This is a genomic window from Acidovorax soli (genome assembly GCF_014207955.1).
GTDB lineage: Bacteria > Pseudomonadota > Gammaproteobacteria > Burkholderiales > Burkholderiaceae_C > Acidovorax > Acidovorax soli_A.
This window is the reverse complement of sequence record NZ_JACHLK010000007.1, coordinates 268,709-293,233: the sequence shown is the minus strand read 5'-3', so window position 1 is coordinate 293,233 and position 24,525 is coordinate 268,709. Positions and strand designations below refer to the sequence as shown.

Genomic DNA, 24,525 nt, shown 5'->3' with positions numbered 1-24,525 from the left:
ATTACAGAGTAGCGACGGGGAACACCATGGCGACTGCAGTAGCAACCAAGGACATCAAGGAATTCGTCTTCGAATGGGAAGGCAAGGACCGCGCAGGCAAGATCGTGCGCGGGGAAATCCGCGCAGGGGGCGAGAACCAAGTCCAGGCCACGCTGCGCCGCCAGGGCGTGTTCCCGACCAAGATCAAGAAACGGCGGATGAAGTCGGGCAAGAAGATCAAGCCCAAGGACATCGCCCTGTTCACGCGCCAACTGGCCACCATGATGAAGGCTGGGGTGCCGCTGCTGCAATCGTTCGACATTGTCGGCCGCGGCAACACCAATGCCAGCGTAACCAAGCTGCTCAACGATATCCGCACTGATGTGGAAACAGGGACTTCGCTGAATGCGGCCTTTCGCAAGCATCCCCTGTACTTCGACACCCTGTACTGCAACCTGGTGGAAGCCGGTGAAGCAGCAGGTATTCTGGAAGCGCTGCTGGACCGTCTGGCCACCTACATGGAAAAAACGGAGGCCATCAAGTCCAAGATCAAGTCAGCACTGATGTACCCCATCTCGGTGATTATTGTGGCCTTTGTGGTGGTCACGGTGATCATGATTTTCGTGGTCCCCGCTTTCAAGGAAGTATTCACCTCGTTTGGCGCCGACCTGCCCGCCCCCACCTTGTTTGTGATGGCCATTAGTGAAATTTTTGTCAAATGGTGGTGGCTGATCTTCGGGGTGATTGGAGGTGGCTTCTATTTCTTCATGCAAGCCTGGAAGCGAAGCGAGAAGATGCAGCGCTTCATGGACCGCGCTTTGCTGAAGATGCCTATTTTTGGGGTGCTGATCGATAAATCCTGTGTCGCCCGCTGGACACGAACATTGGCTACCATGTTTGCGGCTGGAGTCCCCCTGGTCGAAGCGCTCGATTCCGTCGGAGGTGCGTCTGGTAACTTTGTGTATCTTGCCGCTACCGAGAAAATCCAACAAGAGGTCTCCACAGGCACCAGCCTGACGGCGGCCATGGGCAATGCCAACGTTTTCCCATCGATGGTGCTGCAAATGTGCGCAATCGGTGAAGAGTCGGGTTCTATCGATCACATGCTGGGAAAAGCAGCGGACTTCTATGAAGCCGAGGTAGACGAAATGGTCGCGGGTTTGTCCAGCCTCATGGAGCCGATCATCATTGTGTTTCTGGGATCCCTGATTGGTGGCATCGTGGTGGCTATGTACCTGCCCATCTTCAAACTCGGCCAGGTTGTTTGATGCTCCTGGATCCGTGGTGGAGTGCCGCGCTGGTCGGCTTGTTCGGTTTGATGATCGGCAGTTTCCTGAATGTGGTGATCTACCGGCTGCCCAAGATGATGGAGCGGCAGTGGGATGCAGAAGTAGCCGCTTATGCGGCAGAGCGTGCAGCCCGGCAAACCACTAGCGCTACGACGGCAGAGCTAGCTGCGGTGCTTCCACCCGTTTCAGAGCCGTTCAATCCAGAGCCCTTCAATCTGCTGGTTCCGCGCTCGCGCTGCCAAGCCTGTGGGCACATGGTGCAATGGTATGAAAACATACCCGTCCTGAGCTATTTAGTCCTGCGGGGCAAATGCTCGTCCTGCGGGGTAAACATCAGTGTGCGCTACCCTTTGGTGGAGCTGAGCACCGCGGGCCTGTTCGCGTTTCTGGGCCATTGGGGGGGATTGTCATTACCCACCCTGATCTGGTGCGGATTTGCTGCAGCGATGGTAACGCTTGCGATGATCGACTGGGACACCACCCTGCTGCCTGATGACATCACCCTGCCCTTGCTGTGGACAGGGTTGCTTGCTTCGACGCTGGGCTGGACCGGTGTTCCTGCGGCTACCTCGGTGGTAGGCGCTGCAGCTGGCTATCTGTCTCTGTGGATCGTGTACTGGGGATTCAAGCTCGCCACCGGCAAGGAGGGCATGGGCTATGGCGACTTCAAGCTGTTTGCCGTGCTTGGCGCCTGGTATGGCTGGCAAGCCCTACTCCCCATTATCTTGATGGCCTCCATCGTCGGCGCCATCGTGGGCTTGGTCATGAAATTCCGAAATCGACTGCGGGAAGGCGGATATGTCCCTTTCGGCCCATTCTTAGTTGGAGCAGGCTTGGTGTCCATGGTGTTCACCCCCGAAAGCATTATGCAGGCGGTGCTGGGTCTCCTCGGGCTGTAGCCATGCGCATCGGCCTGACCGGAGGTATCGGCAGCGGCAAGAGCACGTTCGGCCAATTGCTGGCGTCCCAGGGCGCAGCACTGATCGACGCCGACCAGATCGCGCGCAGCGTGACCGGTCCGGGCGGTGCGGCCATCGATGCGATCCGGCAGACCTTCGGGCCCGACTATGTCGATGCCTCCGGCGCACTCGACCGGGCCCGCATGCGTGCCCTGGCCTTTTCCGACGGGAATGCGCGAATGCGCCTGGAGTCCATCGTGCATCCGCTGGTGACGCAATTCAGTGCCGAAGGCGCTCGCCAGGCCCAGCAGGATGGCAAGCGCCTGATCGTGCACGACATTCCCCTGCTCGTGGAGTCCGGGCGCTGGGCCCGCCAGCTCGATGCCGTGGTGGTGATCGACTGCCCGGCCGAAACCCAGATCGAGCGGGTGGTCCAGCGCAGCGGTCTCGCGCGCGAAGCCGTGCAGGCCATTCTTTCCCACCAGGCCAGTCGGCCGGCACGCCGCGCAGCGGCAGATGCCGTCGTGCACAACGGCCCTCTCTGCACATTGACGCAATTACAGGCCCAGGCCGAGCAACTGGGACGGCTGTTCGGGCTATGATGCATGCGCACGCCTGTGGGCCCCTCCCGCTTTGACGGGCAGTGATCCACGGTGCACGGTGCCGCAAAATACCCTGAGAGCCCCGGGAACCCGCCAGCGTGATCCTTTACGAATACCCTTTCAACGAGCGCCTCAGAACGTACCTGCGTCTGGAGCAGCTGTTTCGCCGGCTCGGCGAACTGATCCCGCGCTCCCACGCCCTGGACCACCATTTCGCACTGGTCACGATCTTCGAGATCATGGACGTGGCTGCCCGCGCCGACCTGAAAGCGGACGTTCTCAAGGACATCGAGAAGCACAAGCACCAACTGGAAGGCTACCGCGGCAACCCGTCCATCTCGGAAGCCGCACTGGAAACGGTCATCACGCAGCTGGACCATTGCTTCACCGCACTGAACACACAAAGCGGCAAATCTGGCCATGCCCTCACAGAGAACGACTGGCTGATGAGCATCCGCAGCCGCGTGGGAATTCCGGGCGGCACCTGCGGCTTCGACCTGCCCGCCTACTATGCCTGGCAGCACCGCGACGTGGCCTACCGCCAGAACGCGCTGCAGGAATGGGCCTCCACCCTGGCGCCCATGGCCGAATCCATCTATGTGCTGCTCAAGCTGCTGCGTGACTCGGGCGTGCCGCAGAAGGTGGCCGCCGAGCGTGGCCAGTTCCAGCAGAACCTGCCCCAGGGCCGCACCTTCCAGTTGCTGCGCCTGCGCATGGATCCCACCCTGGGGCTCATTCCGGAAATCAGCGGCAACCGTCTGATCGTCTCGGTGCGGCTCATGCGCCAGGAGGCCGATGGCCGGTTGCACTCCTGCACGGAGGATGCCGCGTTCGAACTCACCCTGTGCGCCTGAAGGAGACACCTGCCATGGCCCCCGCCACCAAGCCAGAAGGCCACCGGACCGTCGTCTGCCCCACCTGCGGCGGCGACAGCATCTACAGCCCGGCCAATCCCTACCGTCCCTTCTGCAGCGAGCGTTGCAAGCAGGTGGACCTGGGTGCCTGGGCGAGTGAAGACTTCCGCATGCCCGCCGAAGCCCCTCCCGCCGATGCCCAGTACGGCGACCCCAAACTGCAGCACTGATTCAGGAATCCGACTCCGGGGGCACAAAGGCGATGCCCCGCTCCTCGGACAACCACTGCAGAACCGGGTACGCGCCCGGCAGCACCGGGCTCACGTCCAGGGGCAACTGCTGCCAGGCCATCGCTTGGCCCTCGCGCATCTCGAACTCCCCCGTCCATGCGTGGACCTTGCACCAGTGCAGGCGCACCAGCGCGTGCGGGTAGTCGTGCTCGGTGACCTTCCAGACCTCGGCAGGCCCGATGGCCACCCCCAGCTCCTCAACCAGCTCACGCCGCAGCGCCTGCTCCACCGTCTCGCCCACTTCGAGCTTGCCGCCCGGAAACTCCCAGTAGCCCGCATAGGGCTTGCCTGGCGGGCGGGTGGACAACAACAGCGCGCCATCGTGGCGCACCAGAATGCCTACGGCCACCTCGGTGTGCTTGCGCGCTGCCGCCGCTTCGCTTGCCACAGCTTCAACCACCATTGCGCCCCGCATAGTCACGTGCAAACTGGTAGGCCACGCGGCCGCTGCGCGAGCCCCGCTCCAATGCCCAGATCAGGGCCTGAGGACGGGCTGCCACGATGTCGTCCGCAGCGATGCCCAGCGACGACAGCCACTGCGCCACGATGGCCAGGTACTCATCCTGGCTGAACGGGTAGAAGCTGACCCACAGGCCAAAGCGCTCCGACAGCGAGATTTTTTCCTCCACCACCTCGCCCGGATGCACCTCGCCATCCTCGCTGTGGGTGTAGGTCAGGTTCTCGGTCATGTACTCGGGCAGCAGATGGCGGCGGTTGCTGGTCGCGTAGATCAGCACATTCGGCGTGGCGGCCGCCACCGATCCGTCAAGGATAGACTTGAGCGCCTTGTAACCCGGCTCGCCCTCTTCGAAGCTCAGGTCGTCACAAAACACAATGAACTTCTCGGGCCGGCCCGAGACCACGTCCACGATGTCGGGCAGGTCGGTCAGGTCGGCCTTGTCCACCTCGATCAGGCGCAGGCCCTGGGGCGCATAGGCATTGAGGCAGGCCTTGATCAGTGAGGATTTGCCGGTACCGCGTGCCCCCGTGAGCAGCACGTTGTTGGCGGGCTTGCCCTCCACGAACTGGCGTGTATTGCGCTCGATCTTTTCCTTCTGCCCATCGATTTCCTTGAGCTCGGTGAGGGCCATCGTGGCGACATGGCGCACAGGCTCCAGCGTGCCGTGGCCGCTGCTGCGCTTGCGGTAGCGCCAGGCGATCGAGGCCGTCCAGTCGGGGGCCGAAAGCGGCTGCGGCAGTGCCGCCTCGATGCGGGTGATCAATTGCTCCGCGCGCGCGATCAGGTGTTCCAGTGCTTGGTTCATGGGCCGGTGGCTCGCGATCTCAGGAACGGTAGTCCGCGTTGATGGTCACGTATTCGTGGCTGAAGTCGCAGGTCCACACGGTGTCGGCCGCGCTGCCACGGCCCAGCACCACGCGCACGGTGATCTCGCTTTGCTTCATCACACGCTGGCCGTCTTCCTCGCGGTAGGCCGGGTTACGCCCACCGCGCACGGCCACGTGCACATCGTCCAGGTACAGGTCGATACCGGTCTGGTCCAGGTCCTCGATGCCTGCATAGCCCACGGTCGCGAGAATGCGGCCCAGGTTCGGGTCGCTGGCGAAGAAGGCCGTCTTGACCAGGGGCGAATGCGCGATGGCATAGGCCACCTTGCGGCATTCGTCGCCGGTCCTGCCCCCCTCCACGCGCACCGTGATGAACTTGGTGGCGCCCTCGCCGTCGCGCACGATGGCCTGGGCCAGCTTCTGCGCCACCTGCATCATGGCGGCCTGCAGCGCCTGGCCTTCAGGGCTGGCCAGGTCGGTGATGGGGGTATGGCCGGCCTTGTTGGTGGCCACGAGCACGAAGGAATCGTTGGTGGACGTGTCACCGTCAATGGTCACGCGGTTGAACGAGCCATCGGCCAGCACGCGCACCAGCTGCTGCACCACTTCGGGCGCCACGCAGGCATCCGTCGCCAGGAAGCCCAGCATGGTCGCCATGTTGGGGCGGATCATGCCCGCCCCCTTGCTGATGCCGGTGATGGACACCGTGGCGCCAGCCACCTGCGCCTGGGCGGAAAAAGCCTTGGGCAGGGTGTCGGTGGTCATGATGCCTTCGGCGGCGCGGGCCCAGTGGTCGGCTTTCGCGTCGGCAATGGCCGCGGGCAGGCCGGCCTCGATGCGGTCCAGCGGCAAGGGCTCCATGATCACGCCGGTGGAAAACGGCAGCACCTGCTCGGGCGCCACGTTCAAGTGGCTGGCCAGTGCCTTGCACATCGCACGCGCACGCGCCAGCCCGTCGGCACCGGTGCCGGCGTTGGCATTGCCGGTATTGATCACCATGGCGCGGATGGCCTTGCCACCTGCCAGGTGCTCACGCCCCACCTGCACAGGTGCGGCGCAAAAGCGGTTCTGCGTGAACACGCCGGCCACGCTGGCGCCTTCGTCCAGCAGAAACACCGTCAGGTCCTTGCGGTTGGCCTTGCGGACACCGGCTTCGGCAACACCAATGCGGACACCGGCAATTGGATGCAGATCGGAGGCGACGGGGGCAAGAAGATGAACGGGCATGGGAGGATCTCTTTCTCGAATGACTGCGTCCGATTATGCGAAAAACCGTGGCGCACGAATGAAAACACGGGCCGGGGCCCGTGTCTGGATGTCAATCAGCAGCTCAAGCCAGCTTGCCGTGGCATGCCTTGTACTTCTTGCCACTGCCGCAAGGGCACGGGTCGTTGCGGGCCACCCGCATGCCTTCGGGCAGGGCAGCCGCCTGGGCGCCGCCTTGCTGCTGCAGGCCGGGGGTGGTCTCCGCCTCGCCCGTCTCGGTGGGCGCCGTGTAAGTCACGTTGGAGATGGCTTCGGCGCGGCTTTCCATGTCCTGGGCGGCCTGGTCGAGCTGCGCCTGCGACTGGATCTGCACCGTCATCAGCACCTTGGTGACTTCGTTCTTGACCTGGTCGATCAGCTGGCGGAACAGCTCGAAGGCTTCGCGCTTGTATTCCTGCTTGGGCTGCTTCTGGGCGTAGCCGCGCAGGTGGATGCCCTGGCGCAGGTAGTCCAGCGAGCTCAGGTGGTCGCGCCAGTTCGAGTCGAAGTTCTGCAGCAGCACCACGCGTTCGAACTGCGTGAAGTTCTCGCGGCCCACCTGCTCGACCTTGGCGTCGAAGGCTTCCTTGGCCGCTTGCACCACCTTCTCGAGAATCTCATCGTCGGTGATCGCACTCGACCCTTCCACGATGGACTTCAGGTCGATCTGCACCTGCCACTCTTCGGCCAGCACCTTCTGCAGAGCAGGAATGTCCCACTGCTCTTCGACCGACTCGGGGGGCACATACTGGTGCACCAGGTCGGTCATGCAGTCGTCGCGCATGGCAGCGATCATGTCCGACAGGTCGGCCGAGTCCAGGATCTCATTGCGCTGCTGGTAGATCACCTTGCGCTGGTCATTGGCCACGTCATCGTATTCCAGCAATTGCTTGCGGATGTCGAAGTTGCGGGCCTCCACCTTGCGCTGGGCCGATTCGATGCTGCGCGTCACGATGCCGGCCTCGATGGCTTCGCCATCGGGCATCTTCAGGCGGTCCATGATGGCCTTGACACGGTCGCCCGCGAAGATGCGCATCAGCGAGTCGTCCAGGCCCAGGTAGAAGCGCGAGGAGCCGGGGTCCCCCTGGCGGCCCGAACGGCCACGCAGCTGGTTGTCGATGCGGCGCGACTCGTGGCGCTCGGTGGCGATGATGCGCAGGCCGCCCAGGGCCTTGATCTTCTCGTGGTCCGCAGACCAATCGGCACGCAGCTGGGCGATCTGGGCCGCACGGCCGGCCTCGTCCAGCGACTCGTCGGCCTCGACGGCGGCGATCAGTTTTTCGATGTTGCCGCCCAGCACGATGTCGGTACCGCGACCGGCCATGTTGGTGGCGATGGTGATCATGCCGGCGCGACCGGCCTGGGCCACGATATCGGCCTCACGGGCGTGCTGCTTGGCGTTGAGCACCTGGTGCGGCAGGCCTTCCCGGTTGAGCAACTGGTCGATGATCTCGGAGTTTTCGATCGAAGTCGTCCCCACGAGCACCGGCTGGCCACGCTCGTGGCATTCACGGATGTCCTTGATGGCCGCTTCGTATTTCTCGCGCGTGGTCTTGTACACGCGGTCGAGCTGGTCGTCGCGGCGGCTGGGGCGGTTCGGCGGGATCACCACGGTTTCCAGGCCGTAGATCTCCTGGAATTCGTAGGCTTCGGTATCGGCCGTGCCGGTCATGCCGGCCAGCTTGCTGTACAGGCGGAAATAGTTCTGGAAGGTGATCGAGGCCAGCGTCTGGTTTTCGGCCTGGATGTTCACGCCTTCCTTGGCTTCGACGGCCTGGTGCAGGCCCTCGCTCCAGCGGCGGCCCGACATCAGGCGGCCGGTGAACTCGTCCACGATCACGATCTCACCGTTCTGCACCACATAGTGCTGGTCGCGGTGGTACAGGTGGTTGGCCCTGAGCGCTGCATACAGGTGGTGCATCAGCGTGATGTTGGCCGGGTCATAGACCGAAGCCCCCTCGGCGATCAGGCCGTGGCTGGCCAGGATGCGCTCCGCGCTTTCATGGCCCTGCTCCGTCAGGAACACCTGGTGGGTCTTCTCGTCGAGCGTGAAGTCGCCGGGCTTGGTCACGCCCTCGCCAGTGCGTGGGTCGGCTTCACCTTCCTGGCGCACCAGCAGCGGCACCACCTTGTTCATGGCGATGTACATGGCCGTGTGGTCTTCGGCCTGGCCGCTGATGATCAAGGGCGTGCGCGCCTCATCGATCAGGATCGAGTCCACTTCGTCGACGATGGCGAAGTTCAGGCCCTGCTGCACGCGGTCCGCGGCCTCATAGACCATGTTGTCGCGCAGGTAGTCGAAGCCGTATTCGTTGTTCGTGCCGTAGGTGATGTCGGCGCGGTAGGCGGCCTGCTTCTCCTCGCGCGGCATGTTGGGCAGGTTGATGCCCACCGTGAGGCCCAGGAAGTTGTACAGGCGACCCATCCAGGTCGCATCGCGGTTGGCCAGGTAGTCGTTCACGGTCACCACGTGCACGCCCTTGTCGGACAGGGCGTTCAGGTACACCGGCAGCGTGGCGGTCAGGGTCTTGCCCTCACCCGTGCGCATTTCGGCAATCTTGCCGTAATGCAGCGCCATGCCGCCCAGCAGCTGCACGTCGAAGTGGCGCATCTTCATGATGCGCTTGGAGCCCTCGCGCACCACCGCAAACGCTTCGGGCAGGATATCGTCCAGCGACTCCCCCTTGGCCACCCGGTCCTTGAACTCCTGCGTCTTGGCGCGCAGCGCCTCGTCCGTCAGCTTCTCGTAGTCGGGCTCCATCGCGTTGATGCGGGAGACCGTCTTGCGGTACTGCTTGAGAAGCCGGTCATTGCGGCTGCCGAATAGTTTGGTAAGGAAGTTGGTGGCCATGCGAACAGGACCGCCCCAGCGCTGCAATCAGCGCGCGAGGCGACCGAAACCCCTAAGATGAATTGAGAGATCAGGTGGGTGCGCTGCCCGGGTTTGCAAGGACTGCACGACCCCGGGCGGCGAACGCCGGACCTGCGATTTTACCTGCCTGCCGCAGGCCCGCCGGAAGCCACCACGGCCCCGGCCTTCTGCGGGGCCCCGGCCACCGCACTGCCGGCGCTGAGAAACTTCTGCGGATCCTGGAAAACCCCTTGCACCAGCACCTCGAAGTGCAGGTGCGGGCCGGTGGAGCGGCCGGTGGTGCCGACTTCGGCGATCTTCTGTCCGCGCTTGACGATGTCCCCTTGCTTCACCAGGGTACGCGAGGCGTGCGCGTAGCGCGTCACCAGCTGGTTGCCATGGTCCACCTCGATCATGTTGCCGTAGGCCGGGTGGTACTCCTGCGTCACGACCACGCCGCCAGCGGCAGCCAGGATGGCGGTGCCGGTATCGGCCTGGAAATCGAGCCCGGTGTGCAGGGCCGACTGCCCCGTGATGGGGTCGATGCGCCAGCCGAACGATGAGCCAGGCAGCTTGCCTGCCACAGGCGCATGCGTGGGCACCATCTTCTTGCGGATGTGCTGGTCGAACAGGCGCGACTCCATCACCGTCATCAGGTCCACGCGCTGGTTGGTCAGGCGCTCCAGGTCATCCAGGGTGGCCTGCAGCTCTTCCATGCTCAGGTTGTGGGCGCTCACCAGCGCGCCGCCACGCCCGTCGCGGCGCAGCTCCGTGGCGGGCATGCCCGCGAGGCCCAGCACACGCTCGCCCAGCGATTCCAGCTGCACCATGCGTGCCTGCATCTCGCCCACCCGCTTGGCCATGGCATCGAGGTTGGCCCGCATGAAGCGGTCGCGCTCGGCGAATTCGTCCTTCACCACCAGGCGCACCAAGGCGCCGAACACCGGCCAGCCCTCGCGTGCACCCTTGAGAAAGACCCAGTGGTACAGGCCGGCGGCCGTCACCATGAGTCCGAGGGAAAGAAGCAGGCCCGCCAGCAAAAGGCGGACTCCTGACAAATGAATGGCGCGGCTGCGCGCCAAACGGGCGTCCGTGATAATCAGGTGCACTACGACATCTCCACGCCCACCGGCGCATCCCCATGACCCGCCGCCACTACGCCGTCACCCTGCAGCAAGCCAGCGAGGAATCCCCCACGCTGCACATGCTCACCGCAATGACACGCGACTCCAGCGATCGGCTCAAGGCCATTGAATTGTTGTTACCTGCCGGCCTGCGCCAATCCGTCCAGGCAGGCCCCATCGATGGGAATACCTGGTGCCTGCTGGTCAAGAGCAATGCCGCCGCGGCCAAGATCCGTCAACTGCTGCCTGCATTGCAGGCGCACTTGCGCAGCCGGGGGTGGGAGGTTAACTCCATTCGGCTGAAAGTTCAAACCTGAAAAACAGGCCCCGAAACATCTGCCTGCTTGTCAAAGAGCTGCCAAATGGGTATGGCAGAGGGCCTTCCGGAGGCCATTGCAATGCCCGATCCCACACAACGGGCGGATGATTCCGCGGGCGGCGGGGACCAGAAGACGGGGGTAGGGAGGAAAAGATGGTGCCGGTTGTCGGAATCGAACTGACGACCTACCGCTTACAAGGCGGGTGCTCTACCAACTGAGCTAAACCGGCGAAGGCTGGATTCTATCCTGCAAAAACAGCCCTCAAAATGAACCGAGGGCGCGCGCCCGCCCTATTTCACCCGCTTGAGCGCTGGGCGGCTGCCACCACCGGAAGGCGAAGGGCGCGGGGGATTGCCATCGCCGCCCTCAGACCCAGGGGATTCCCCGGGAACCAGATGGACCACGCGGTCATCCGCAGGCGTAGACGATGCTGGCGCGGCCGCGGGCACCGGGGCCAGCTCGGCGGGCACGGAGGCCGGCGGCGGCAGGCCCTGCGGCGAGGCACCCGCGGTCAGGTTGTCCACCGGTGGAGGGAACGCCATGCCCTGGCCGTTCTCCCGCGCATAGATGGCGATCACCCGGCCCACCGGCACCAGGATCTCGCGCGGCTTGCCGCCAAAGCGGGCCTTGAACTCGATGAAATCATTGCCCAGCTGCAGCGCACTGGTGGCGTCGTAGCTGATGTTGAGCACGATCTCGCCATCGTTCACGTACTCGCGCGGCACCTGCACGGAATCGTCCACCCGCACCGCCACATAGGGGGTGAGCCCGTTGTCCGTGCACCACTCGTAGAGGGCGCGGATCAGGTAGGGGCGTGTGGACGTGGATTCCGTGGCATTCATGGGCTAGGTGCAGGCGGTCAGGGGCAGACGATGGCGCAGGCGCTTTACTTGCGCATGACCTTTTCGGAAGGCGTCAGCGCTTCGATGTAGGCAGGGCGCGAGAAGATGCGCTCGGCGTACTTGAGCAGCGGGGCCGCATTCTTGCTCAGGTCGATGCCATAGTAGTCCAGGCGCCACAGCAGCGGGGCAATGGCCACATCGAGCATGGAGAAGTTGTCGCCCAGCATGTACTTGTTCTTGAGGAACACGGGGGCCAGCTGCGTCAGGCGGTCGCGGATGTGGGCACGTGCCTTTTCCAGCGCCTTCTCATTGCCCTTGGTCGCACGCGACTCCAGGATGTTCACGTGCACAAACAGTTCCTTCTCGAAGTTGAGCAGGAACAGGCGCACACGGGCTCGGTCCACCGGGTCGCCGGGCATCAGCTGCGGGTGCGGGAAGCGCTCGTCGATGTACTCGTTGATGATGTTCGACTCGTACAGGATCAGGTCGCGCTCGACCAGGATGGGCACCTGGCCGTAGGGGTTCATCACGCTGATGTCTTCGGGCTTGTTGTACAGGTCCACATCGCGGATCTCGAAGTCCATGCCCTTCTCGAACAGGACAAAGCGGCAGCGGTGGGAAAAGGGACAGGTCGTTCCCGAGTAAAGCACCATCATGGTGTGAGGCTCCTAAAAATCAAAAGAGTGGGGGCCCGAAGCACCCACTCTGAAAAGACCCAGCCGCACCCCCGCAAAGGGGTGCGGCATATGAATCCGGCGTATTGGTTACTTGACGTCTTTCCAGAACGCTGCGTTCAGCCTCCAGGCGATCACCGTGAAGAAGCCCAGGAAGATCAGCACCCAGACACCGACGCGGATGCGGGTGTTCTGCGCAGGCTCGGCCATCCACTGCAGGTAATTCACGAGATCGCCGACATTCTGGTCGAATTGCAGGGGCGACATGGTACCTGGGGTTACTTGCTGCCAGCCCTTGAAGACCTGGGTCTTGTGGCCGTGGCTCTCGTGCTCTTCGAACACCGGACGGCGGTCACCCTGCATCTGCCACAGCGCATGCGGCATGCCCACGCTCGGGAAGGCCAGGTTGTTCCAGCCCGTGGCCTTGGTGTCATCGCGGTAGAAGGTGCGCAGGAAGGTGTACAGGTAATCCGCGCCCGTGCCGCCATGGCCGGCGCGCGAGCGCGCGATCACGGTCAGATCGGGTGGGTTGGCGCCAAACCATTCCTTGGCCTGCTTGGGATCGATGGACGCCTTCATGGTCTCGCCGACCTTGTCGGTCGTGAACAGCAGGTTGTCCTTGATGTCCTGCTCGGTCAGGCCGATGTCCTTCAGGCGGTTGAAGCGCATGAAGGCCGCCGAATGGCAGCTCAGGCAGTAGTTGACAAAGATCTTGGCGCCATTTTGCAGCGAGGCCAGGTCGTTGGTCTTGTTGGGCGCCTTGTCCCAGGCGATGCCGCCTTCGGCGGCCTGCGCGCCCGAAACAATGCCCAGGGCTGCGATCAGCGTGAGGATGAGTTTCTTCATTGTTCTTGTCTCCCGCTCAGTGCGCGGCAAAGGTCACACGGTCAGGCACCGGCTTGGGCGTGCCCAGGCGGCTCCACCAGGGCATCAGGATGAAGAAGCCGAAATAGAACAGGGTACCCACCTGCGAGACGCGCTCGCCGATCGGCGAGGGTGGCTGCACACCCAGGTAGCCCAGGATCAGGAAGTTGATCACGAAGATGCCGTACAGGTACTTGTGCCAGTCGGGACGGTAGCGGATCGACTTGACCGGGCTGTAATCCAGCCAGGGCAGGAAGAACAGGATGATCACGGCACCGCCCATCACCACCACGCCCCAGAACTTGGCGTCGATGGCCAGCATCAGCGCGGCCACCACCAGGGAGGCAACCACGGCACCGGCCTTGATGAAGCTGGGCAGCTTGAGCTTGAGCGAAGCCAGCACGGCGCCACCCACCACGCACAGGATCAGCACGTACATCATCTCGGTCGTGATGGCGCGCAGCATCGAGTAGAACGGCGTGAAGTACCAGACCGGCGCAATGTGCGCAGGTGTCTTCAGCGGGTCGGCCGGAATGAAGTTGTTGTATTCCAGGAAGTAGCCGCCAAACTCGGGGGCGAAGAACACCACCGCCGTGAAGGCCATCAGGAACACGCAGACACCGAAGATGTCGTGCACCGTGTAGTAGGGGTGGAAGGGCACGCCATCCAGTGGCTTGCCGTTGGCATCCTTGGGCGCCTTGGGGCCCTTGATCTCCACGCCATCGGGGTTGTTCGAGCCCACATCGTGCAGTGCCAGCAAGTGCGCCACCACCAGGCCCAGCAGCACCAGCGGCACGGCGATCACGTGGAAGCTGAAGAAGCGGTTCAGCGTGGCATCACCCACCACATAATCGCCGCGGATCAAGAGGGCCAGGTCCGGGCCGATGAAGGGAATTGCGGCGAACAGGTTCACGATCACCTGGGCACCCCAGTAGGACATCTGGCCCCAGGGCAGCAGGTAGCCCATGAAGGCCTCGGCCATCAGGCACAGGAAGATCGCGCAGCCGAACACCCAGACCAGCTCGCGTGGCTTGCGGTAGCTGCCGTACATGAGGCCGCGGAACATGTGCAGGTAGACCACCACGAAGAAGGCCGAGGCCCCGGTGGAGTGCATGTAGCGGATCAGCCAGCCCCAGGGCACATCGCGCATGATGTACTCGACCGACTCGAAGGCCTTGGCCGCGTCGGGCTTGTAGTGCATCACCAGGAAGATGCCGGTAACGATCTGGATCACCAGCACCAGCAGCGACAGCGAGCCGAAGATGTACCAGAAGTTGAAGTTTTTCGGAGCGTAGTACTCCGACATGTGCACCCGGTAGGCGTCGAAAGCCGTCGGAAAACGGTTCTCGAACCAGTTGGTGGTCTTCGCCGCTATCGAGGCGTTGGGGGAGATTTCCTTGAATTCGTGGGCCATTTTTGTGTCTCCCTCAAGCCTTCTTGTCTTCGCCGATCAACAGGCGGGTGTCCGACAGGTACATGTGGGGAGGAACCTCCAGGTTGTCCGGCGCCGGCTTGTTCTTGAACACGCGGCCGGCCATGTCGAACGTGGAGCCGTGGCAGGGGCACAGGAAGCCGCCCTTCCAGTCGTCGGGCAGCGAAGGCTGGGCGCCGGTCTGGAACTTGTCCGAAGGCGAGCACCCCAGGTGCGAGCAGATACCCACCGCCACAAGGATCTCGGGCTTGATGGAGCGGGCCTCGTTGCGGGCGTATTCGGGCGTGAGCTCCGAAGGCTTGCGCTCGGACTTCGGATCGGCCAACTGGCCATCGAGCTTGGACAACTCGGCCAGCTGCTCGGGCGTGCGCTTGACGATCCAGACGGGCTTGCCCCGCCATTCCACGGTGACTTTTTCTCCGGGCTTGAGCGCGGAAATATCCACCTCGACGGCAGCACCGGCTGCCTTGGCCCGCTCGGAGGGCTGGAAAGTACTCACGAAAGGAACGGCGGTCGCCACGCCGCCCACCGCACCAGCGCAGCCGGACGCAATCAGCCACGTCCGTTTGCTGGAGTCGATTGGGGTGTCACTCATGGGGGTCCTCGATGTACATCGCTATTGGGGTCAACCGCGAATTGTAGCGGAGTGAAAAGGGTCATTCCACGCGGGCTGTCCGCCTTGACAGAGGGCCGACCTGGGCAATACTCGCCTTCTTGTCTATTATCAAGAGGGGTTATCCATGGGCATTGCACAAGAGTTTCGGGAATTTGCCGTCAAGGGCAATGTGATCGACCTGGCCGTGGGCGTCATCATCGGTGGCGCATTCGGCAAGATCGTGGATTCGGTGGTTTCCGACCTGATCCTGCCGGTCGTCGGCCTGGTATTCGGCAAACTCGATTTTTCCAATTTGTTCATCGTGCTGGGCAATGTGCCGGCGGGCACGGCCATGACACTCGACGCCTTGAAGAAGGCGGGGGTGCCGGTATTCGCCTATGGCAACTTCATCACCGTCGCGGTGAACTTCTTCATCCTGGCTTTCATCATTTTCGTGATGATCAAGCAGATCAATCGCCTGAAGCGCGAAACACCCCCCGCACCAGCAGCGCCTGCCGCGCCGCCCGAAGACATCGTGTTGCTGCGCGAGATCCGCGACAGCTTGAGGAAGTAAGCACCCCCTGAGGCGCTTCGCGCCTTCACCCCTCTCTCGACCCGCTGCGCGAGTCGGGAGGGGGACGCCCCCAGTGCGGCGGGGCGGCCCTTGCACGGGGGCACTGGACTGGGCAGCGCCAGTTTCATAGGCTGCGCGCTTCTCGTGGGCCGGAGTTAGGGCAGTAGAAAATACGGGTCCGCTACACGGACAGTTGGCGCGCCATGCGCACGGCCTCCACCAGGCTGCCGGCGTCGGCGATGCCCTGGCCCGCGATGTCGAAGGCCGTGCCGTGGTCGGGGCTGGTGCGCGTGAGCGGCAGGCCCAGGGTCACATTCACGCCCTTGTCCACGCCCAGGTACTTCACGGGAATCAGGCCCTGGTCGTGGTACATGGCCACCACCACGTCGAACTCGCCCGGGTGGCCGGGCGCGTGGCGTGCGCGCATGAACACCGTGTCGGGCGCGAACGGGCCGTGCACGTCCATGCCCTGCGCCCGCGCGGCAGCAATGGCCGGGGCAATGACCTGCAGCTCTTCGCTGCCGAAAAGCCCGCCCTCCCCCGCGTGGGGATTGAGCCCGGCCACGCCGATGCGCGGCGCACGGCCCAGGGTGCGCAGCAGGGCCGCGTGGGTGATGGCCAGCGTCTGCGCCACATTGCCCGGCGTCACGGCCTCGATGGCGTCGCGCAGCGACACGTGGATGCTCACCAGCACCGTGCGCAGCTCATCATTGGCCAGCATCATGCGCACCGGCATGGCCGCCAGGGGCACGCCCTGGTGCCGCGCGGCCTCGGCCTGCAACAGCTCGGTATGGCCCGGAAAGTCCACTCCGGCCGCCGACAGCGCCTCCTTGTGCAGCGGCGCCGTCACCAGTGCAGCCACCTCACCGCGCAGCGCGGCCCGGGCCGCCCACACCACGCACTCGGCAGCGGCACGGCCGGCCTCGGCACCGACGCGGCCCCAGGGCTGCGGCCCCGGCAATCCCGGCAGCGCCAGCACGGGCATGCAGCGCGGCGGCAGTTGCAGGGCCTCGGCGGGCGATGCGATCTGCGCCACAGGCAAGGATGGCAGCCCGGGGCGTTCGATGCATTGTGCGGCCCGGCGCAGCGTGGCGACGTCCCCTACCACGAAGCAGCCGCGCAGTTCACCCGGCGCATCGCGGAAGGCCTTGGCGACGATCTCGGGGCCTATGCCAGCCGGGTCGCCCTGGGTGATGGCGATGGCAGCACTCATGCGGGGTTGTCCACCTCGATGAACAGGTGCTCCACACCGGCCTGCTGTGCCACATGCGCAGCCACGGCCGGCGCGCCATAGCGCTCCGTCGCATGGTGGCCTGCGGCGATGAAGCACACACCCGTTTCGCGCGCCAGGTGGGCCTGGGGTTCGGAAATCTCGCCGGTGATGAAGGCATCAGCCCCGGCAGCGATGGCCGGCTCGAAATAGCCCTGCGCCCCGCCCGTGCACCAGGCCACACGGCGAATCGGCCGGCGCAAGCCCGCCTCGGGCTGGGCCAGCGTCACGGCCCGGCCCAGTGCCGCGGCCACATGGTCGGCCAGGGCCTGGCCATCGGAAAATTCGGCGGTGGCCACACAGCCCAGATCCTGCTCGCCAAAGCGTGCATCGGCCGCCAGACCGAGCACGCGGCCCAGCTGCGCGTTGTTGCCCAGCTCGGGGTGGGCATCGAGCGGCAGGTGGTAGGCGAACAGGTTGATGTCGTGCGCCAGCAGCAGCTGCAGGCGCTGCTTCATCCAGCCCACCACCCGGCCATCCTGCCCGCGCCAGAACAGGCCGTGGTGCACGAAGATGGCATCCGCTCGCGCGTCGATGGCGGCCTCGATCAGCGCACGGCTGGCCGTGACGCCGCTCACGATGCGGCTGACCGTGTCTTTGCCCTCGACCTGCAGGCCATTGGGGCCGTAGTCCTTGAAACGCGCGGGCTGCAGCAGCCCGTCGAAGACGGCCAGGAGTTCTTGTCGCTGAATGCTACTCATGCCCCGATTGTGCCAAGACCCTCAGGCCCTGGACGGTTGCCAGCCCTTGGTGGCCAGCGGCCACAGCAGTCCGATGGCCGCGCCCAGCACGCCCATGGCCGCCACATAGTGGGCCGGCGCCAGCGGGTCCACCTGCTGCCAGGTGGAAATCAGCACGGGCGTGAGGCCGCCGAACACGGCGTAGGCCATGTTGTAGGCAAAGGACAGACCGGTGAAGCGAACGGGCGCCGGGAAAGCGCGCACACCCACTACGGGCAGCAGCGAGATGCTGCCAACGAAGAAGCCCACCAGGGCATAGGAGCCAACCAGCGAGGCTTCGGTACCCGGCAGGCCCATATAGAACAGGTAGGCCGTGGCAGTCATGCCACCCCAGCCCAGCACCATGGCCGTGCGGGTGCCGGCCTTGTCGGACAGCCACCCCCAGAACACGCAGCCGATGGTCAGTGTCACCGTGGCCACGGCATTGGCCTTCATGGCGGCTGCGGGCACGATGTGGAACACCTTCTGCAGGTAGGACGGGGTGAACAGCACCACCACCACCACGGCGGTGGACAGCACCCAGGTCATCAGCGCCACGAGCACACAGGCTTCGCGGTGGTCGCGCAGGATGGTCTTGAGCGGCAGCTCCCGGTCGGCGGCCTTGCGTGCCTGCATCTCGCGGAAGATCGGCGTCTCTTCGAGGAACTTGCGCAGGTACACCGACACCAGGCCGAACACGCCCCCCAGGATGAAGGGGATGCGCCAGGCCCAGTCATGCACCTCGGCCTGGCTGTAGGTGGTGTTGAGCCACACACCCATGATGGAGCCCAGGAAGATGCCCCCGGTGATGCCCGAGGTCAGCGTGCCAATGGCAAAGCCGTAGTTCCGGGCCGGCGCATGCTCGGCCACGAAAACCCACGCACCGGGCATCTCGCCACCGATGGCAGCCCCCTGCAGCACACGCATGGCCAGCAAGAGCAGCGGTGCTGCGATGCCGATGGTGGCGTAGGTGGGCAAGATGCCGATGACCAGGGTGGGCACGGACATGAGGAAGATGGAGAGCGTGAACATCTTCTTGCGGCCCAGCTTGTCGCCGTAGTGGGCGATCACGATGCCGCCCAGCGGGCGCGCCAGGTAGCCGGCGGCAAAGATGCCCAGGGTCTGCAGCTGGCGCATCCATTCGGGCATGTCGGCCGGAAAGAACAGCGAGCCGATGACGTTGGCAAAGAAGACGAAAACGACGAAGTCGTAGAACTCCAGCGTCCCGCCCAGTGCGGACAGGCCCAGGGTCTGGTAGTCGCTGCGGTTCAGGGGACGGTGGGGCGTGCCGGCGGACGCGGACGCGCCATCCACCGCGGTGATCGAGGTCATGGGGAAAAGCTCCAGAAATTGCGTGCACAGGACTGCGGGTGCGGCGGCAGCGGTGGCATGCCACAGGCCATCGTTCGTCGGCAGTTTCCGGATGGGGGAGATTGTCGCGGGCGGCCAGGCGGGTAGCGGGCCACGGGAGAACACAGGCAGCGGGGGCAGTCGTGCCTGCATTCTAGGGTTTTCCCTAGGGTTTTGCCGCCACCATCCGAGAAGCCCCCACCCGCCAATGCCGACGCCAGGGGTCTGCGCGGCAGCGCTCCGCGGGCGATGGCGCACAATGGCGTCCCGATTGTCCCCTTGGCCCCCTCCCCATGAAGCGCATCTGGCTGCTGTTTTCCCAGGCTGTGACGGTGTTCGTTGCCGCCTACTTTGTTGTTGCCACCCTGCAGCCCAGCTGGCTGGGGCGTGGCACCGTGCGCTCGGGCGCAGGCATCGCCTTGATCGAAGCCCCCGCCAACACCTCCGCAGCCAGCCAGCAACCGGCCGCCGGCAGCTTCAGCGCGGCTGCGCGCAAGGCGGCGCCTGCCGTGGTAAGCATCAACACCAGCAAGGCCGTGCGGCACCCGCGCAGCAACGACCCGTGGTTCCAGTTCTTCTTCGGCGACCAGGGCGGCCAGCAGCAGCAGGCAGGCCTGGGCAGCGGTGTGATCATCAGCCCCGACGGCTACATCCTCACCAACAACCACGTGGTGGAAGGCGCCGACGAGATCGAGGTCACGCTCACCGACAGCCGGCGTGCCCGCGCGCGCGTGATCGGCACCGACCCCGAGACCGACCTGGCCATCCTGCGCATCGAGCTCGACAAGCTGCCCGTGATCGTGCTGGGCAACTCGGACACGCTGGACGTGGGCGACCAGGTGCTGGCCATCGGCAACCCCTTCGGCGTGGGCCAGACGGTGACCAGCGGCATCGTCAGCGCTCTGGGCCGCACCCAGCTCGGCATCAACACCTTCGAGAACTTCATCCAGACCGACGCCGCCATCAACCCCGGCAATTCCGGCGGCGCCCTGGTGGACGTCAACGGCAACCTGCTGGGCATCAACACCGCGATCTACTCGCGCTCGGGCGGCAGCATGGGCATTGGTTTCGCGATCCCGGTGTCCACGGCGCGCCTGGTGCTCGACGGCATCGTCAAGGACGGCCAGGTCACGCGCGGCTGGATCGGCGTGGAGCCCAATGAGCTCTCGCCCGAACTCGCCGAAACCTTCGGAGTGAAGGCCTCCGAAGGCGTGATCATCACCGGCGTGCTGCAGGACGGCCCCGCCGCCCAGGCCGGCATGCGCCCGGGCGACGTGATCGTGAAGGTGGATGGCAAGAACGTGGGCAATGTCTCCGAGCTGCTCAGCGCCGTGGCGGCCCTCAAGCCCGGTACCGCAGCCCCCTTCAACGTGAAGCGGGCCGATGCCCTGGTGGAGCTGAACATCACCCCCGGTGTGCGTCCCCGCCCCCAGCGCAACGTTCGGAGGTAGGCAGGCAGGCGGCGCCTGGCTCGCGCTCACAGACCATGAAAAAAGCAACTGGCGCAGCGTGCGGCAGTTGCTTTTTTTTGCGCCGCCTTCCGAGGCGGCAGATCCATCGATTGCGAAGCTCAGGATGACGATGATGACGAAGCCGCTTCGTCGGCCTCTTCAGGCGCCTTGGTGTGCTTGATGAAAATCTGCGCCGCCCAGATACCGATCTCGTAGAGGATGCACATGGGCACGGCCAGCGCGAGCTGCGAGACCACGTCTGGCGGCGTCACGACGGCCGCCACGACGAAGGCCGCCACAACGAAATAGCCGCGAAAGCTCTTGAGTTTTTCCACACTGACGATGCCCATGCGCGCGAGCACCACCACGGCGATCGGCACCTCGAACGCCAGGCCGAAGGCCAGGAACATCGAGAGCACGAAGCTCAGGTAGGCCTCGATGTCTGGCGCGGCCGTGATGCTCTTGGGCGCAAAGCTCTGGATGAAGGCAAACACCTGACCGAACACGAAGTAGTAGCAGAACGCCACGCCCACGAAGAACAGCAGGGTGCTGGAGATCACCAGCGGCAGTACCAGCTTCTTCTCGTGCGAGTACAGGCCCGGCGCCACGAAGGCCCAGACCTGCCACAGCACAAAGGGCAGCGCCAGCAGAAAGGCCGACATCAGCAGGATCTTGAGCGGCACCATGAAGGGCGAGATCACCGAGGTGGCGATCAGTGTGGCCCCCTTGGGCAGATGCGCCACCAGCGGGGCGGCCAGAAAATCGTACAGCGCGCCAGGGCCGGGAAAGAAGAACAGGATCGCCGCCGCGATGGCGATGGCGACAATGGCCTTGAGCAGGCGGTCGCGCAGCTCCATCAGGTGCTGCACGAACGGCTGCTCGGTACCGGCCAGCTCGTCTTCTTTGGAGGGAGTTTCGGACATGTTGGATTTTCAAAGGGCGTGGGGCGCGCCCATGCCGCGCGCACGGGAAGTGCGGCGCGGCATCGTCAATGGAATTTCTGGGGCCGGTAGCGGGCAACGCGTGCTGCGCCGGACTGCGCCTTGGTACGCACGCCACTGCGCGACTTGTACCACTGGGGCGTGGCCCCGCGCTTGAGCCGCCAGTTCTTGCCCGGGTGCTTGTACGCCGGCACCACCACCGCCGGCTCGAACGGCTCGGGGGTGCTCATGTCCGTAGCAGCCGCCCAGTCCTTCTCGAACTCGCTGGCACCGGTCTGGATGGACTGCTGCACATCGCGTGCCGCCCCCTCCACCGTGTCCTTCATCTTGCGCAGCTCATCGAGCTCCATGGACCGGTTGACCTCGGCCTTGACGTCGGACACGTAACGCTGCGCCTTGCCCAGCAGGGTGCCCACCGTGCGGGCCACGCGCGGCAGCTTCTCGGGGCCGATGACGATCAGCGCCACGGCGCCGATCAGCGCCATCTTGGACAGGCCAATATCGATCATGAAGCAGGCGTCCGCTCAGCGATCAGCTCTTTTGCTTGGCTTCGACGTCGATGGTGGTCTTGTCGGCCGCCTGGCTGTTGGCCACCTGGCCTGCCGGGGGGTTGACCGCACCGCTGTCCGCAGTGGAGCCGTCCTTCATGCCGTCCTTGAAGCCCTTGACGGCGCCCCCGAGGTCGGAACCCATGTTCTTGAGCTTCTTGGTGCCGAAGACCATGACGACGATCAGCAGCACGATCAGCCAGTGCCAGATGGAAAAAGAGCCCATGGAATATCTCCTAACGTATTGCAGTCATTTTAGACCCCGGCCGTGACCGGAGTTCACACACCCTGCTTCGGTGCAGGGGTCTATCGGTGCGAAGCGTCCGTTCGCGTCAGCCTTTGAGCCATGGGCGGGGGCCACCCATCACATGGATATGCAGGTGGTGGATCTCCTGGCCGCCTTCAAGCCCCGTGTTTACCACGATGCGGAATCCGCCCTCCGGGTAGGGATTGCAGCCCTGCTCCAGGGCCAGCTTGGGGGCCAGCGCCATCATGCGCCCCAACACACCGGCATGCTCCTCGGTGACCTGGGCCATGGAAGGAATGTGCGCCTTGGGAACCATGAGGAAGTGCACAGGAGCCCAGGGATGGATATCGTGGAAGGCAAAGACCTCCTCGTCCTCATAGACCTTCTTCGAAGGAATCTGGCCTGCGATGATTTTGCAGAAAAGGCAGTTCGGGTCGTGCATGGTGAAAAAAGAGGCGGTGGGGTTGCCTTGCGGCACATTCATTCACGCATTGTCGGTGATCTTGATGCTCGGGCGCACACCCACGTCCTTGCGGTGCGCCTTCATCCAGTTCTTGCCGGCCTTGCGCCCCAGCTCGAACAGCTGGCGCACGAAGGAGGTGTCGGCGCGCACCTTGGTGTCGGCTCCGAAGGGCGCGAGCACGGCGCCCCCGTCGATGCGGTGCATGAGCACGTTCTTGTAGCGCCGCGCATCGAGCCTGCCCTCGGCCAGCAGCCGGCGCACGAACTCGATGGCACGCAGCTCGGCCAACAGGCTGGCATTGAAGGTCACCTCGTTCATGCGCTCCATGATCTCGTGCGCGTTGTCCGGCACGGACAGATGCTCGATGGGGTTGATCTGCACCAGCAGGATGTCCGAGGTCTCGGTCTGGTAGATCAGCGGGTGCAGCGCCGGGTTGCCCGAGTAGCCGCCGTCCCAGTAGTGCTCGCCATCGATCTCCACGGCCTTGAACACCATGGGCAGGCAGGCCGAGGCCATCACGGCGTCGGCACTCAGGCGCGGGCCCGAGAAGATTTCGCCGCGCCCCGTGCGCACATTGGTGGCGCACACGAACACCTGGGGCACCACGCTCTCGATGCTGGCACGTGCCGAGCACAGCAGACCGAAATCGACCTCGCGCTCCAGCAACTGGCGCAGCGGGTTGAAGCCCAGCGGATTGGTCTGGTAGGGCGAGAACCATTGCGCCATCATGCCCATCAGCGGGTTGGCCGCCGACAAGGGCGTGCCCCAGGTCAGGCTGCCCAGCGAACCCACGCCCTCCCACAGCCGCGCAAGGGATTCGCGCGCCAGGGCGCAGCCTGCGGCACGGGCTTCCACCGGGTCCTTGTGGGCCTGCGCCGCCTGGGCAAAGCCGTGGGCCAGGGCCACCGCGTTCATGGCCCCTGCGCTGGTGCCGCTGATGCCATCGAGCTGCCACTGCCCGTCTTCGAGCAGGGCATCGAGCACGCCCCAGGTCAGCGCGCCGTGCGAGCCTCCGCCCTGCAGCGCCAGGTTCAGGCGCCGCGGTGCGTGGGGTTCAGGCATCCACCGCCTGGTTCTTGCTCATGGCCAGCATGCCGCGCACGATGCGGTAGAGGAACCACAGCGAGATGAGGCCCCAGGCGATCCAGCCGGGAATGAAGAACAGCAGCCACAGCGGCGCGGTCACGGCGTACAACACGCCGGCCCAGATCACCGAGCGGATGCGCCAGGAGAAGTGGTTTTCCTGCCAGGTGCCCATGGCATCGCCGCGCTTGATCAGATCGAGCACCAGGGCGATGACCAGCAGCAGCGCGCTGGCCTGCGTGCCTGGCAGCACGGCGCCCAGGGCCACGATCAGGTGCAGCACATAGCTGACCCAGCCGATGTTCTTGAGGCTCTCGGCCTTCTGGTCGTTGGTTCGCACGTCGATGATGTCGCTCATGGAGATCCTTCCTCGTGGGCTGCACGCGCAACGGCCTTGCGCAGGGCTTTCTCCTCGATGCCGCTGGTGCCCTCGCGGCGCTCGAGTTCGGTGACCACGTCGGCGGGCGACAGGCCATAGTGGGCCAGCGCGATCATGGAGTGGAACCACAGGTCGGCCACCTCGTAGACCAGCTTGCTGGCGTCGGCGCCATGGTCCACGTCCTTGGCGGCCATGACCACCTCGGTGGCCTCCTCGCCGATCTTCTTGAGAAATGCCTCGGGCCCCTTGTGCAGCAGGCGCGAGACATAGCTCTTCTCGGGGTCGCCCCCGTTGGCGGGCTTGCGGCTCTCGATGACGGCAGCCAGGCGGGCGAGGGAATCGTTGGAACTCAT

The 24,525-nt window shown here is 64.6% G+C and carries 28 protein-coding genes and 1 tRNA gene; 8 read left to right on the top strand and 21 right to left on the bottom strand.

All coding sequences use genetic code 11. The features are described from left to right. Positions 1-26: 26 nt before the first annotated feature. The 5 genes from HNP48_RS18925 (at position 27) to HNP48_RS18905 (ending at position 3,853) form a co-directional block, all read left to right on the top strand. Positions 27-1,247: a type II secretion system F family protein gene (locus HNP48_RS18925; RefSeq protein ID WP_184859825.1), complete on the top strand. Its 1,221-nt coding sequence runs from the start codon at positions 27-29 to the stop codon at positions 1,245-1,247. Then, positions 1,247-2,167, top strand: coding sequence for an A24 family peptidase (locus HNP48_RS18920; RefSeq protein WP_184859823.1), 921 nt, complete (start codon positions 1,247-1,249; stop codon positions 2,165-2,167). Before HNP48_RS18925 ends, HNP48_RS18920 begins: the two co-directional genes overlap by 1 nt. Positions 2,168-2,169: 2 nt before the next feature. After that, positions 2,170-2,769 carry a dephospho-CoA kinase gene (coaE, locus tag HNP48_RS18915; RefSeq protein WP_184859821.1) on the top strand — a complete coding sequence of 200 codons (600 nt, stop codon included), beginning with the start codon at positions 2,170-2,172 and terminating at the stop codon, positions 2,767-2,769. Positions 2,770-2,867: 98 nt separating this feature from the next. Beyond that, a complete protein-coding gene (gene zapD / locus HNP48_RS18910; RefSeq protein ID WP_184859819.1) occupies positions 2,868-3,623 on the top strand; it encodes a cell division protein ZapD in 756 nt (251 codons plus the stop codon). Between the two features lie 14 nt (positions 3,624-3,637). Continuing rightward, positions 3,638-3,853 carry a DNA gyrase inhibitor YacG gene (locus HNP48_RS18905; RefSeq protein ID WP_184859817.1) on the top strand — a complete coding sequence of 72 codons (216 nt, stop codon included), beginning with the start codon at positions 3,638-3,640 and terminating at the stop codon, positions 3,851-3,853. A gap of 1 nt (position 3,854) precedes the next feature. On the opposite strand, the gene HNP48_RS18900 is transcribed toward HNP48_RS18905, so the two are convergent. The 5 genes from HNP48_RS18900 to HNP48_RS18880 form a co-directional block, all read right to left on the bottom strand. Beyond that, positions 3,855-4,328, bottom strand: a complete 474-nt coding sequence (locus HNP48_RS18900) for an NUDIX domain-containing protein (protein WP_184859815.1) — start codon at positions 4,326-4,328, stop codon at positions 3,855-3,857. Beyond that, a complete protein-coding gene (locus tag HNP48_RS18895; protein ID WP_184859813.1) occupies positions 4,306-5,178 on the bottom strand; it encodes an ATP-binding protein in 873 nt (290 codons plus the stop codon). Before HNP48_RS18895 ends, HNP48_RS18900 begins: the two co-directional genes overlap by 23 nt. 19 nt (positions 5,179-5,197) lie before the next feature. Then, entirely contained in the window at positions 5,198-6,427 is a 1,230-nt protein-coding gene (gene argJ, locus HNP48_RS18890; RefSeq protein ID WP_184859811.1) for a bifunctional glutamate N-acetyltransferase/amino-acid acetyltransferase ArgJ, read from the bottom strand. Positions 6,428-6,530: 103 nt separating this feature from the next. Then, positions 6,531-9,296, bottom strand: coding sequence for a preprotein translocase subunit SecA (gene secA / locus HNP48_RS18885; RefSeq protein WP_184859809.1), 2,766 nt, complete (start codon positions 9,294-9,296; stop codon positions 6,531-6,533). 140 nt (positions 9,297-9,436) lie between these two features. Further along, entirely contained in the window at positions 9,437-10,405 is a 969-nt protein-coding gene (locus HNP48_RS18880) for a M23 family metallopeptidase (protein ID WP_184859807.1), read from the bottom strand. Positions 10,406-10,437: 32 nt separating this feature from the next. Between HNP48_RS18880 and HNP48_RS18875 the strand changes: the two genes are divergently transcribed. Further along, entirely contained in the window at positions 10,438-10,737 is a 300-nt protein-coding gene (locus tag HNP48_RS18875) for a hypothetical protein (RefSeq protein ID WP_184859805.1), read from the top strand. A gap of 156 nt (positions 10,738-10,893) precedes the next feature. On the opposite strand, the gene HNP48_RS18870 is transcribed toward HNP48_RS18875, so the two are convergent. The 6 genes from HNP48_RS18870 to petA form a co-directional block, all read right to left on the bottom strand. Continuing rightward, a tRNA-Thr gene (locus HNP48_RS18870) sits at positions 10,894-10,969 on the bottom strand. A 61-nt stretch (positions 10,970-11,030) separates the two neighbouring features. Then, positions 11,031-11,582: a ClpXP protease specificity-enhancing factor gene (locus HNP48_RS18865; protein ID WP_184859803.1), complete on the bottom strand. Its 552-nt coding sequence runs from the start codon at positions 11,580-11,582 to the stop codon at positions 11,031-11,033. Positions 11,583-11,626: 44 nt separating this feature from the next. Continuing rightward, positions 11,627-12,238, bottom strand: a complete 612-nt coding sequence (locus HNP48_RS18860; RefSeq protein ID WP_007854512.1) for a glutathione S-transferase N-terminal domain-containing protein — start codon at positions 12,236-12,238, stop codon at positions 11,627-11,629. Between the two features lie 108 nt (positions 12,239-12,346). Beyond that, the gene (locus tag HNP48_RS18855; RefSeq protein ID WP_184859801.1) at positions 12,347-13,102 is read right to left on the bottom strand and encodes a cytochrome c1; all 756 of its coding nucleotides are present in this window, start codon (positions 13,100-13,102) and stop codon (positions 12,347-12,349) included. 16 nt (positions 13,103-13,118) lie between these two features. After that, a complete protein-coding gene (locus HNP48_RS18850) occupies positions 13,119-14,534 on the bottom strand; it encodes a cytochrome bc complex cytochrome b subunit (protein ID WP_184859799.1) in 1,416 nt (471 codons plus the stop codon). A gap of 13 nt (positions 14,535-14,547) precedes the next feature. Continuing rightward, positions 14,548-15,147: a ubiquinol-cytochrome c reductase iron-sulfur subunit gene (gene petA, locus HNP48_RS18845; protein ID WP_184859797.1), complete on the bottom strand. Its 600-nt coding sequence runs from the start codon at positions 15,145-15,147 to the stop codon at positions 14,548-14,550. A 145-nt stretch (positions 15,148-15,292) separates the two neighbouring features. Here petA and mscL point away from each other — a divergent pair, with 145 nt between their 5' ends. Beyond that, positions 15,293-15,721 (top strand): large conductance mechanosensitive channel protein MscL, encoded by a 429-nt coding sequence (mscL, locus tag HNP48_RS18840; protein ID WP_184859795.1) that lies wholly within the window; start codon positions 15,293-15,295, stop codon positions 15,719-15,721. Between the two features lie 181 nt (positions 15,722-15,902). Here the strand turns inward: mscL and pdxA are convergent, their stop codons facing one another. From pdxA to HNP48_RS18825, 3 genes are read right to left on the bottom strand one after another with little or no spacing between them, the layout of a single operon-like run. Then, positions 15,903-16,934 carry a 4-hydroxythreonine-4-phosphate dehydrogenase PdxA gene (gene pdxA / locus HNP48_RS18835; RefSeq protein WP_184859793.1) on the bottom strand — a complete coding sequence of 344 codons (1,032 nt, stop codon included), beginning with the start codon at positions 16,932-16,934 and terminating at the stop codon, positions 15,903-15,905. Beyond that, complete coding sequence (locus tag HNP48_RS18830; protein ID WP_260420286.1) at positions 16,931-17,692, bottom strand: Nif3-like dinuclear metal center hexameric protein; 762 nt, start codon at positions 17,690-17,692, stop codon at positions 16,931-16,933. Before HNP48_RS18830 ends, pdxA begins: the two co-directional genes overlap by 4 nt. Positions 17,693-17,713: 21 nt before the next feature. Then, the gene (locus HNP48_RS18825) at positions 17,714-19,042 is read right to left on the bottom strand and encodes an MFS transporter (protein WP_184859791.1); all 1,329 of its coding nucleotides are present in this window, start codon (positions 19,040-19,042) and stop codon (positions 17,714-17,716) included. A gap of 311 nt (positions 19,043-19,353) precedes the next feature. On the opposite strand from HNP48_RS18825, the gene HNP48_RS18820 reads away from it, so the two are divergent. Then, complete coding sequence (locus HNP48_RS18820; protein ID WP_184859789.1) at positions 19,354-20,511, top strand: S1C family serine protease; 1,158 nt, start codon at positions 19,354-19,356, stop codon at positions 20,509-20,511. 119 nt (positions 20,512-20,630) lie between these two features. Here HNP48_RS18820 and tatC read toward each other — a convergent pair whose 3' ends face one another. The 7 genes from tatC to HNP48_RS18785 all read right to left on the bottom strand — a co-directional run bounded on the left by tatC (position 20,631) and on the right by HNP48_RS18785 (position 24,525). Further along, entirely contained in the window at positions 20,631-21,434 is an 804-nt protein-coding gene (gene tatC, locus HNP48_RS18815) for a twin-arginine translocase subunit TatC (RefSeq protein ID WP_184859787.1), read from the bottom strand. Positions 21,435-21,499: 65 nt separating this feature from the next. Then, positions 21,500-21,961: a Sec-independent protein translocase protein TatB gene (tatB, locus tag HNP48_RS18810; protein WP_184859785.1), complete on the bottom strand. Its 462-nt coding sequence runs from the start codon at positions 21,959-21,961 to the stop codon at positions 21,500-21,502. 22 nt (positions 21,962-21,983) lie between these two features. After that, on the bottom strand, positions 21,984-22,226 hold the full coding sequence (tatA, locus tag HNP48_RS18805; protein WP_184859783.1) for a Sec-independent protein translocase subunit TatA: 243 nt from the start codon (positions 22,224-22,226) through the stop codon (positions 21,984-21,986). Between the two features lie 106 nt (positions 22,227-22,332). After that, entirely contained in the window at positions 22,333-22,689 is a 357-nt protein-coding gene (locus tag HNP48_RS18800; protein ID WP_184860010.1) for a histidine triad nucleotide-binding protein, read from the bottom strand. Between the two features lie 42 nt (positions 22,690-22,731). Then, the gene (locus HNP48_RS18795; RefSeq protein WP_184859781.1) at positions 22,732-23,772 is read right to left on the bottom strand and encodes a patatin-like phospholipase family protein; all 1,041 of its coding nucleotides are present in this window, start codon (positions 23,770-23,772) and stop codon (positions 22,732-22,734) included. Continuing rightward, positions 23,765-24,151 (bottom strand): hypothetical protein, encoded by a 387-nt coding sequence (locus HNP48_RS18790; RefSeq protein WP_184859779.1) that lies wholly within the window; start codon positions 24,149-24,151, stop codon positions 23,765-23,767. The genes HNP48_RS18795 and HNP48_RS18790 overlap by 8 nt, the downstream gene beginning before the upstream one ends. Continuing rightward, positions 24,148-24,525: a phosphoribosyl-ATP diphosphatase gene (locus tag HNP48_RS18785; protein ID WP_184859777.1), complete on the bottom strand. Its 378-nt coding sequence runs from the start codon at positions 24,523-24,525 to the stop codon at positions 24,148-24,150. Before HNP48_RS18785 ends, HNP48_RS18790 begins: the two co-directional genes overlap by 4 nt.

What these genes read in the sequence shown, in the direction of transcription:
- HNP48_RS18925 (WP_184859825.1), top strand. Translation starts at nt 27, where the DNA reads ATGGCGACTGCAGTAGCAACCAAGGACATCAAGGAATTCGTCTTCGAA.
- HNP48_RS18920 (WP_184859823.1), top strand. Translation starts at nt 1,247, where the DNA reads ATGCTCCTGGATCCGTGGTGGAGTGCCGCGCTGGTCGGCTTGTTCGGT.
- coaE (WP_184859821.1), top strand. Translation starts at nt 2,170, where the DNA reads ATGCGCATCGGCCTGACCGGAGGTATCGGCAGCGGCAAGAGCACGTTC.
- HNP48_RS18905 (WP_184859817.1), top strand. Translation starts at nt 3,638, where the DNA reads ATGGCCCCCGCCACCAAGCCAGAAGGCCACCGGACCGTCGTCTGCCCC.
- HNP48_RS18900 (WP_184859815.1), bottom strand. Translation starts at nt 4,328, where the DNA reads ATGCGGGGCGCAATGGTGGTTGAAGCTGTGGCAAGCGAAGCGGCGGCA.
- HNP48_RS18895 (WP_184859813.1), bottom strand. Translation starts at nt 5,178, where the DNA reads ATGAACCAAGCACTGGAACACCTGATCGCGCGCGCGGAGCAATTGATC.
- argJ (WP_184859811.1), bottom strand. Translation starts at nt 6,427, where the DNA reads ATGCCCGTTCATCTTCTTGCCCCCGTCGCCTCCGATCTGCATCCAATT.
- secA (WP_184859809.1), bottom strand. Translation starts at nt 9,296, where the DNA reads ATGGCCACCAACTTCCTTACCAAACTATTCGGCAGCCGCAATGACCGG.
- HNP48_RS18875 (WP_184859805.1), top strand. Translation starts at nt 10,438, where the DNA reads ATGACCCGCCGCCACTACGCCGTCACCCTGCAGCAAGCCAGCGAGGAA.
- HNP48_RS18865 (WP_184859803.1), bottom strand. Translation starts at nt 11,582, where the DNA reads ATGAATGCCACGGAATCCACGTCCACACGCCCCTACCTGATCCGCGCC.
- HNP48_RS18860 (WP_007854512.1), bottom strand. Translation starts at nt 12,238, where the DNA reads ATGATGGTGCTTTACTCGGGAACGACCTGTCCCTTTTCCCACCGCTGC.
- HNP48_RS18855 (WP_184859801.1), bottom strand. Translation starts at nt 13,102, where the DNA reads ATGAAGAAACTCATCCTCACGCTGATCGCAGCCCTGGGCATTGTTTCG.
- HNP48_RS18850 (WP_184859799.1), bottom strand. Translation starts at nt 14,534, where the DNA reads ATGGCCCACGAATTCAAGGAAATCTCCCCCAACGCCTCGATAGCGGCG.
- petA (WP_184859797.1), bottom strand. Translation starts at nt 15,147, where the DNA reads ATGAGTGACACCCCAATCGACTCCAGCAAACGGACGTGGCTGATTGCG.
- mscL (WP_184859795.1), top strand. Translation starts at nt 15,293, where the DNA reads ATGGGCATTGCACAAGAGTTTCGGGAATTTGCCGTCAAGGGCAATGTG.
- pdxA (WP_184859793.1), bottom strand. Translation starts at nt 16,934, where the DNA reads ATGAGTGCTGCCATCGCCATCACCCAGGGCGACCCGGCTGGCATAGGC.
- HNP48_RS18830 (WP_260420286.1), bottom strand. Translation starts at nt 17,692, where the DNA reads ATGAGTAGCATTCAGCGACAAGAACTCCTGGCCGTCTTCGACGGGCTG.
- HNP48_RS18825 (WP_184859791.1), bottom strand. Translation starts at nt 19,042, where the DNA reads ATGACCTCGATCACCGCGGTGGATGGCGCGTCCGCGTCCGCCGGCACG.
- HNP48_RS18820 (WP_184859789.1), top strand. Translation starts at nt 19,354, where the DNA reads ATGAAGCGCATCTGGCTGCTGTTTTCCCAGGCTGTGACGGTGTTCGTT.
- tatC (WP_184859787.1), bottom strand. Translation starts at nt 21,434, where the DNA reads ATGTCCGAAACTCCCTCCAAAGAAGACGAGCTGGCCGGTACCGAGCAG.
- tatB (WP_184859785.1), bottom strand. Translation starts at nt 21,961, where the DNA reads ATGATCGATATTGGCCTGTCCAAGATGGCGCTGATCGGCGCCGTGGCG.
- tatA (WP_184859783.1), bottom strand. Translation starts at nt 22,226, where the DNA reads ATGGGCTCTTTTTCCATCTGGCACTGGCTGATCGTGCTGCTGATCGTC.
- HNP48_RS18800 (WP_184860010.1), bottom strand. Translation starts at nt 22,689, where the DNA reads ATGCACGACCCGAACTGCCTTTTCTGCAAAATCATCGCAGGCCAGATT.
- HNP48_RS18795 (WP_184859781.1), bottom strand. Translation starts at nt 23,772, where the DNA reads ATGCCTGAACCCCACGCACCGCGGCGCCTGAACCTGGCGCTGCAGGGC.
- HNP48_RS18790 (WP_184859779.1), bottom strand. Translation starts at nt 24,151, where the DNA reads ATGAGCGACATCATCGACGTGCGAACCAACGACCAGAAGGCCGAGAGC.
- HNP48_RS18785 (WP_184859777.1), bottom strand. Translation starts at nt 24,525, where the DNA reads ATGAGTTCCAACGATTCCCTCGCCCGCCTGGCTGCCGTCATCGAGAGC.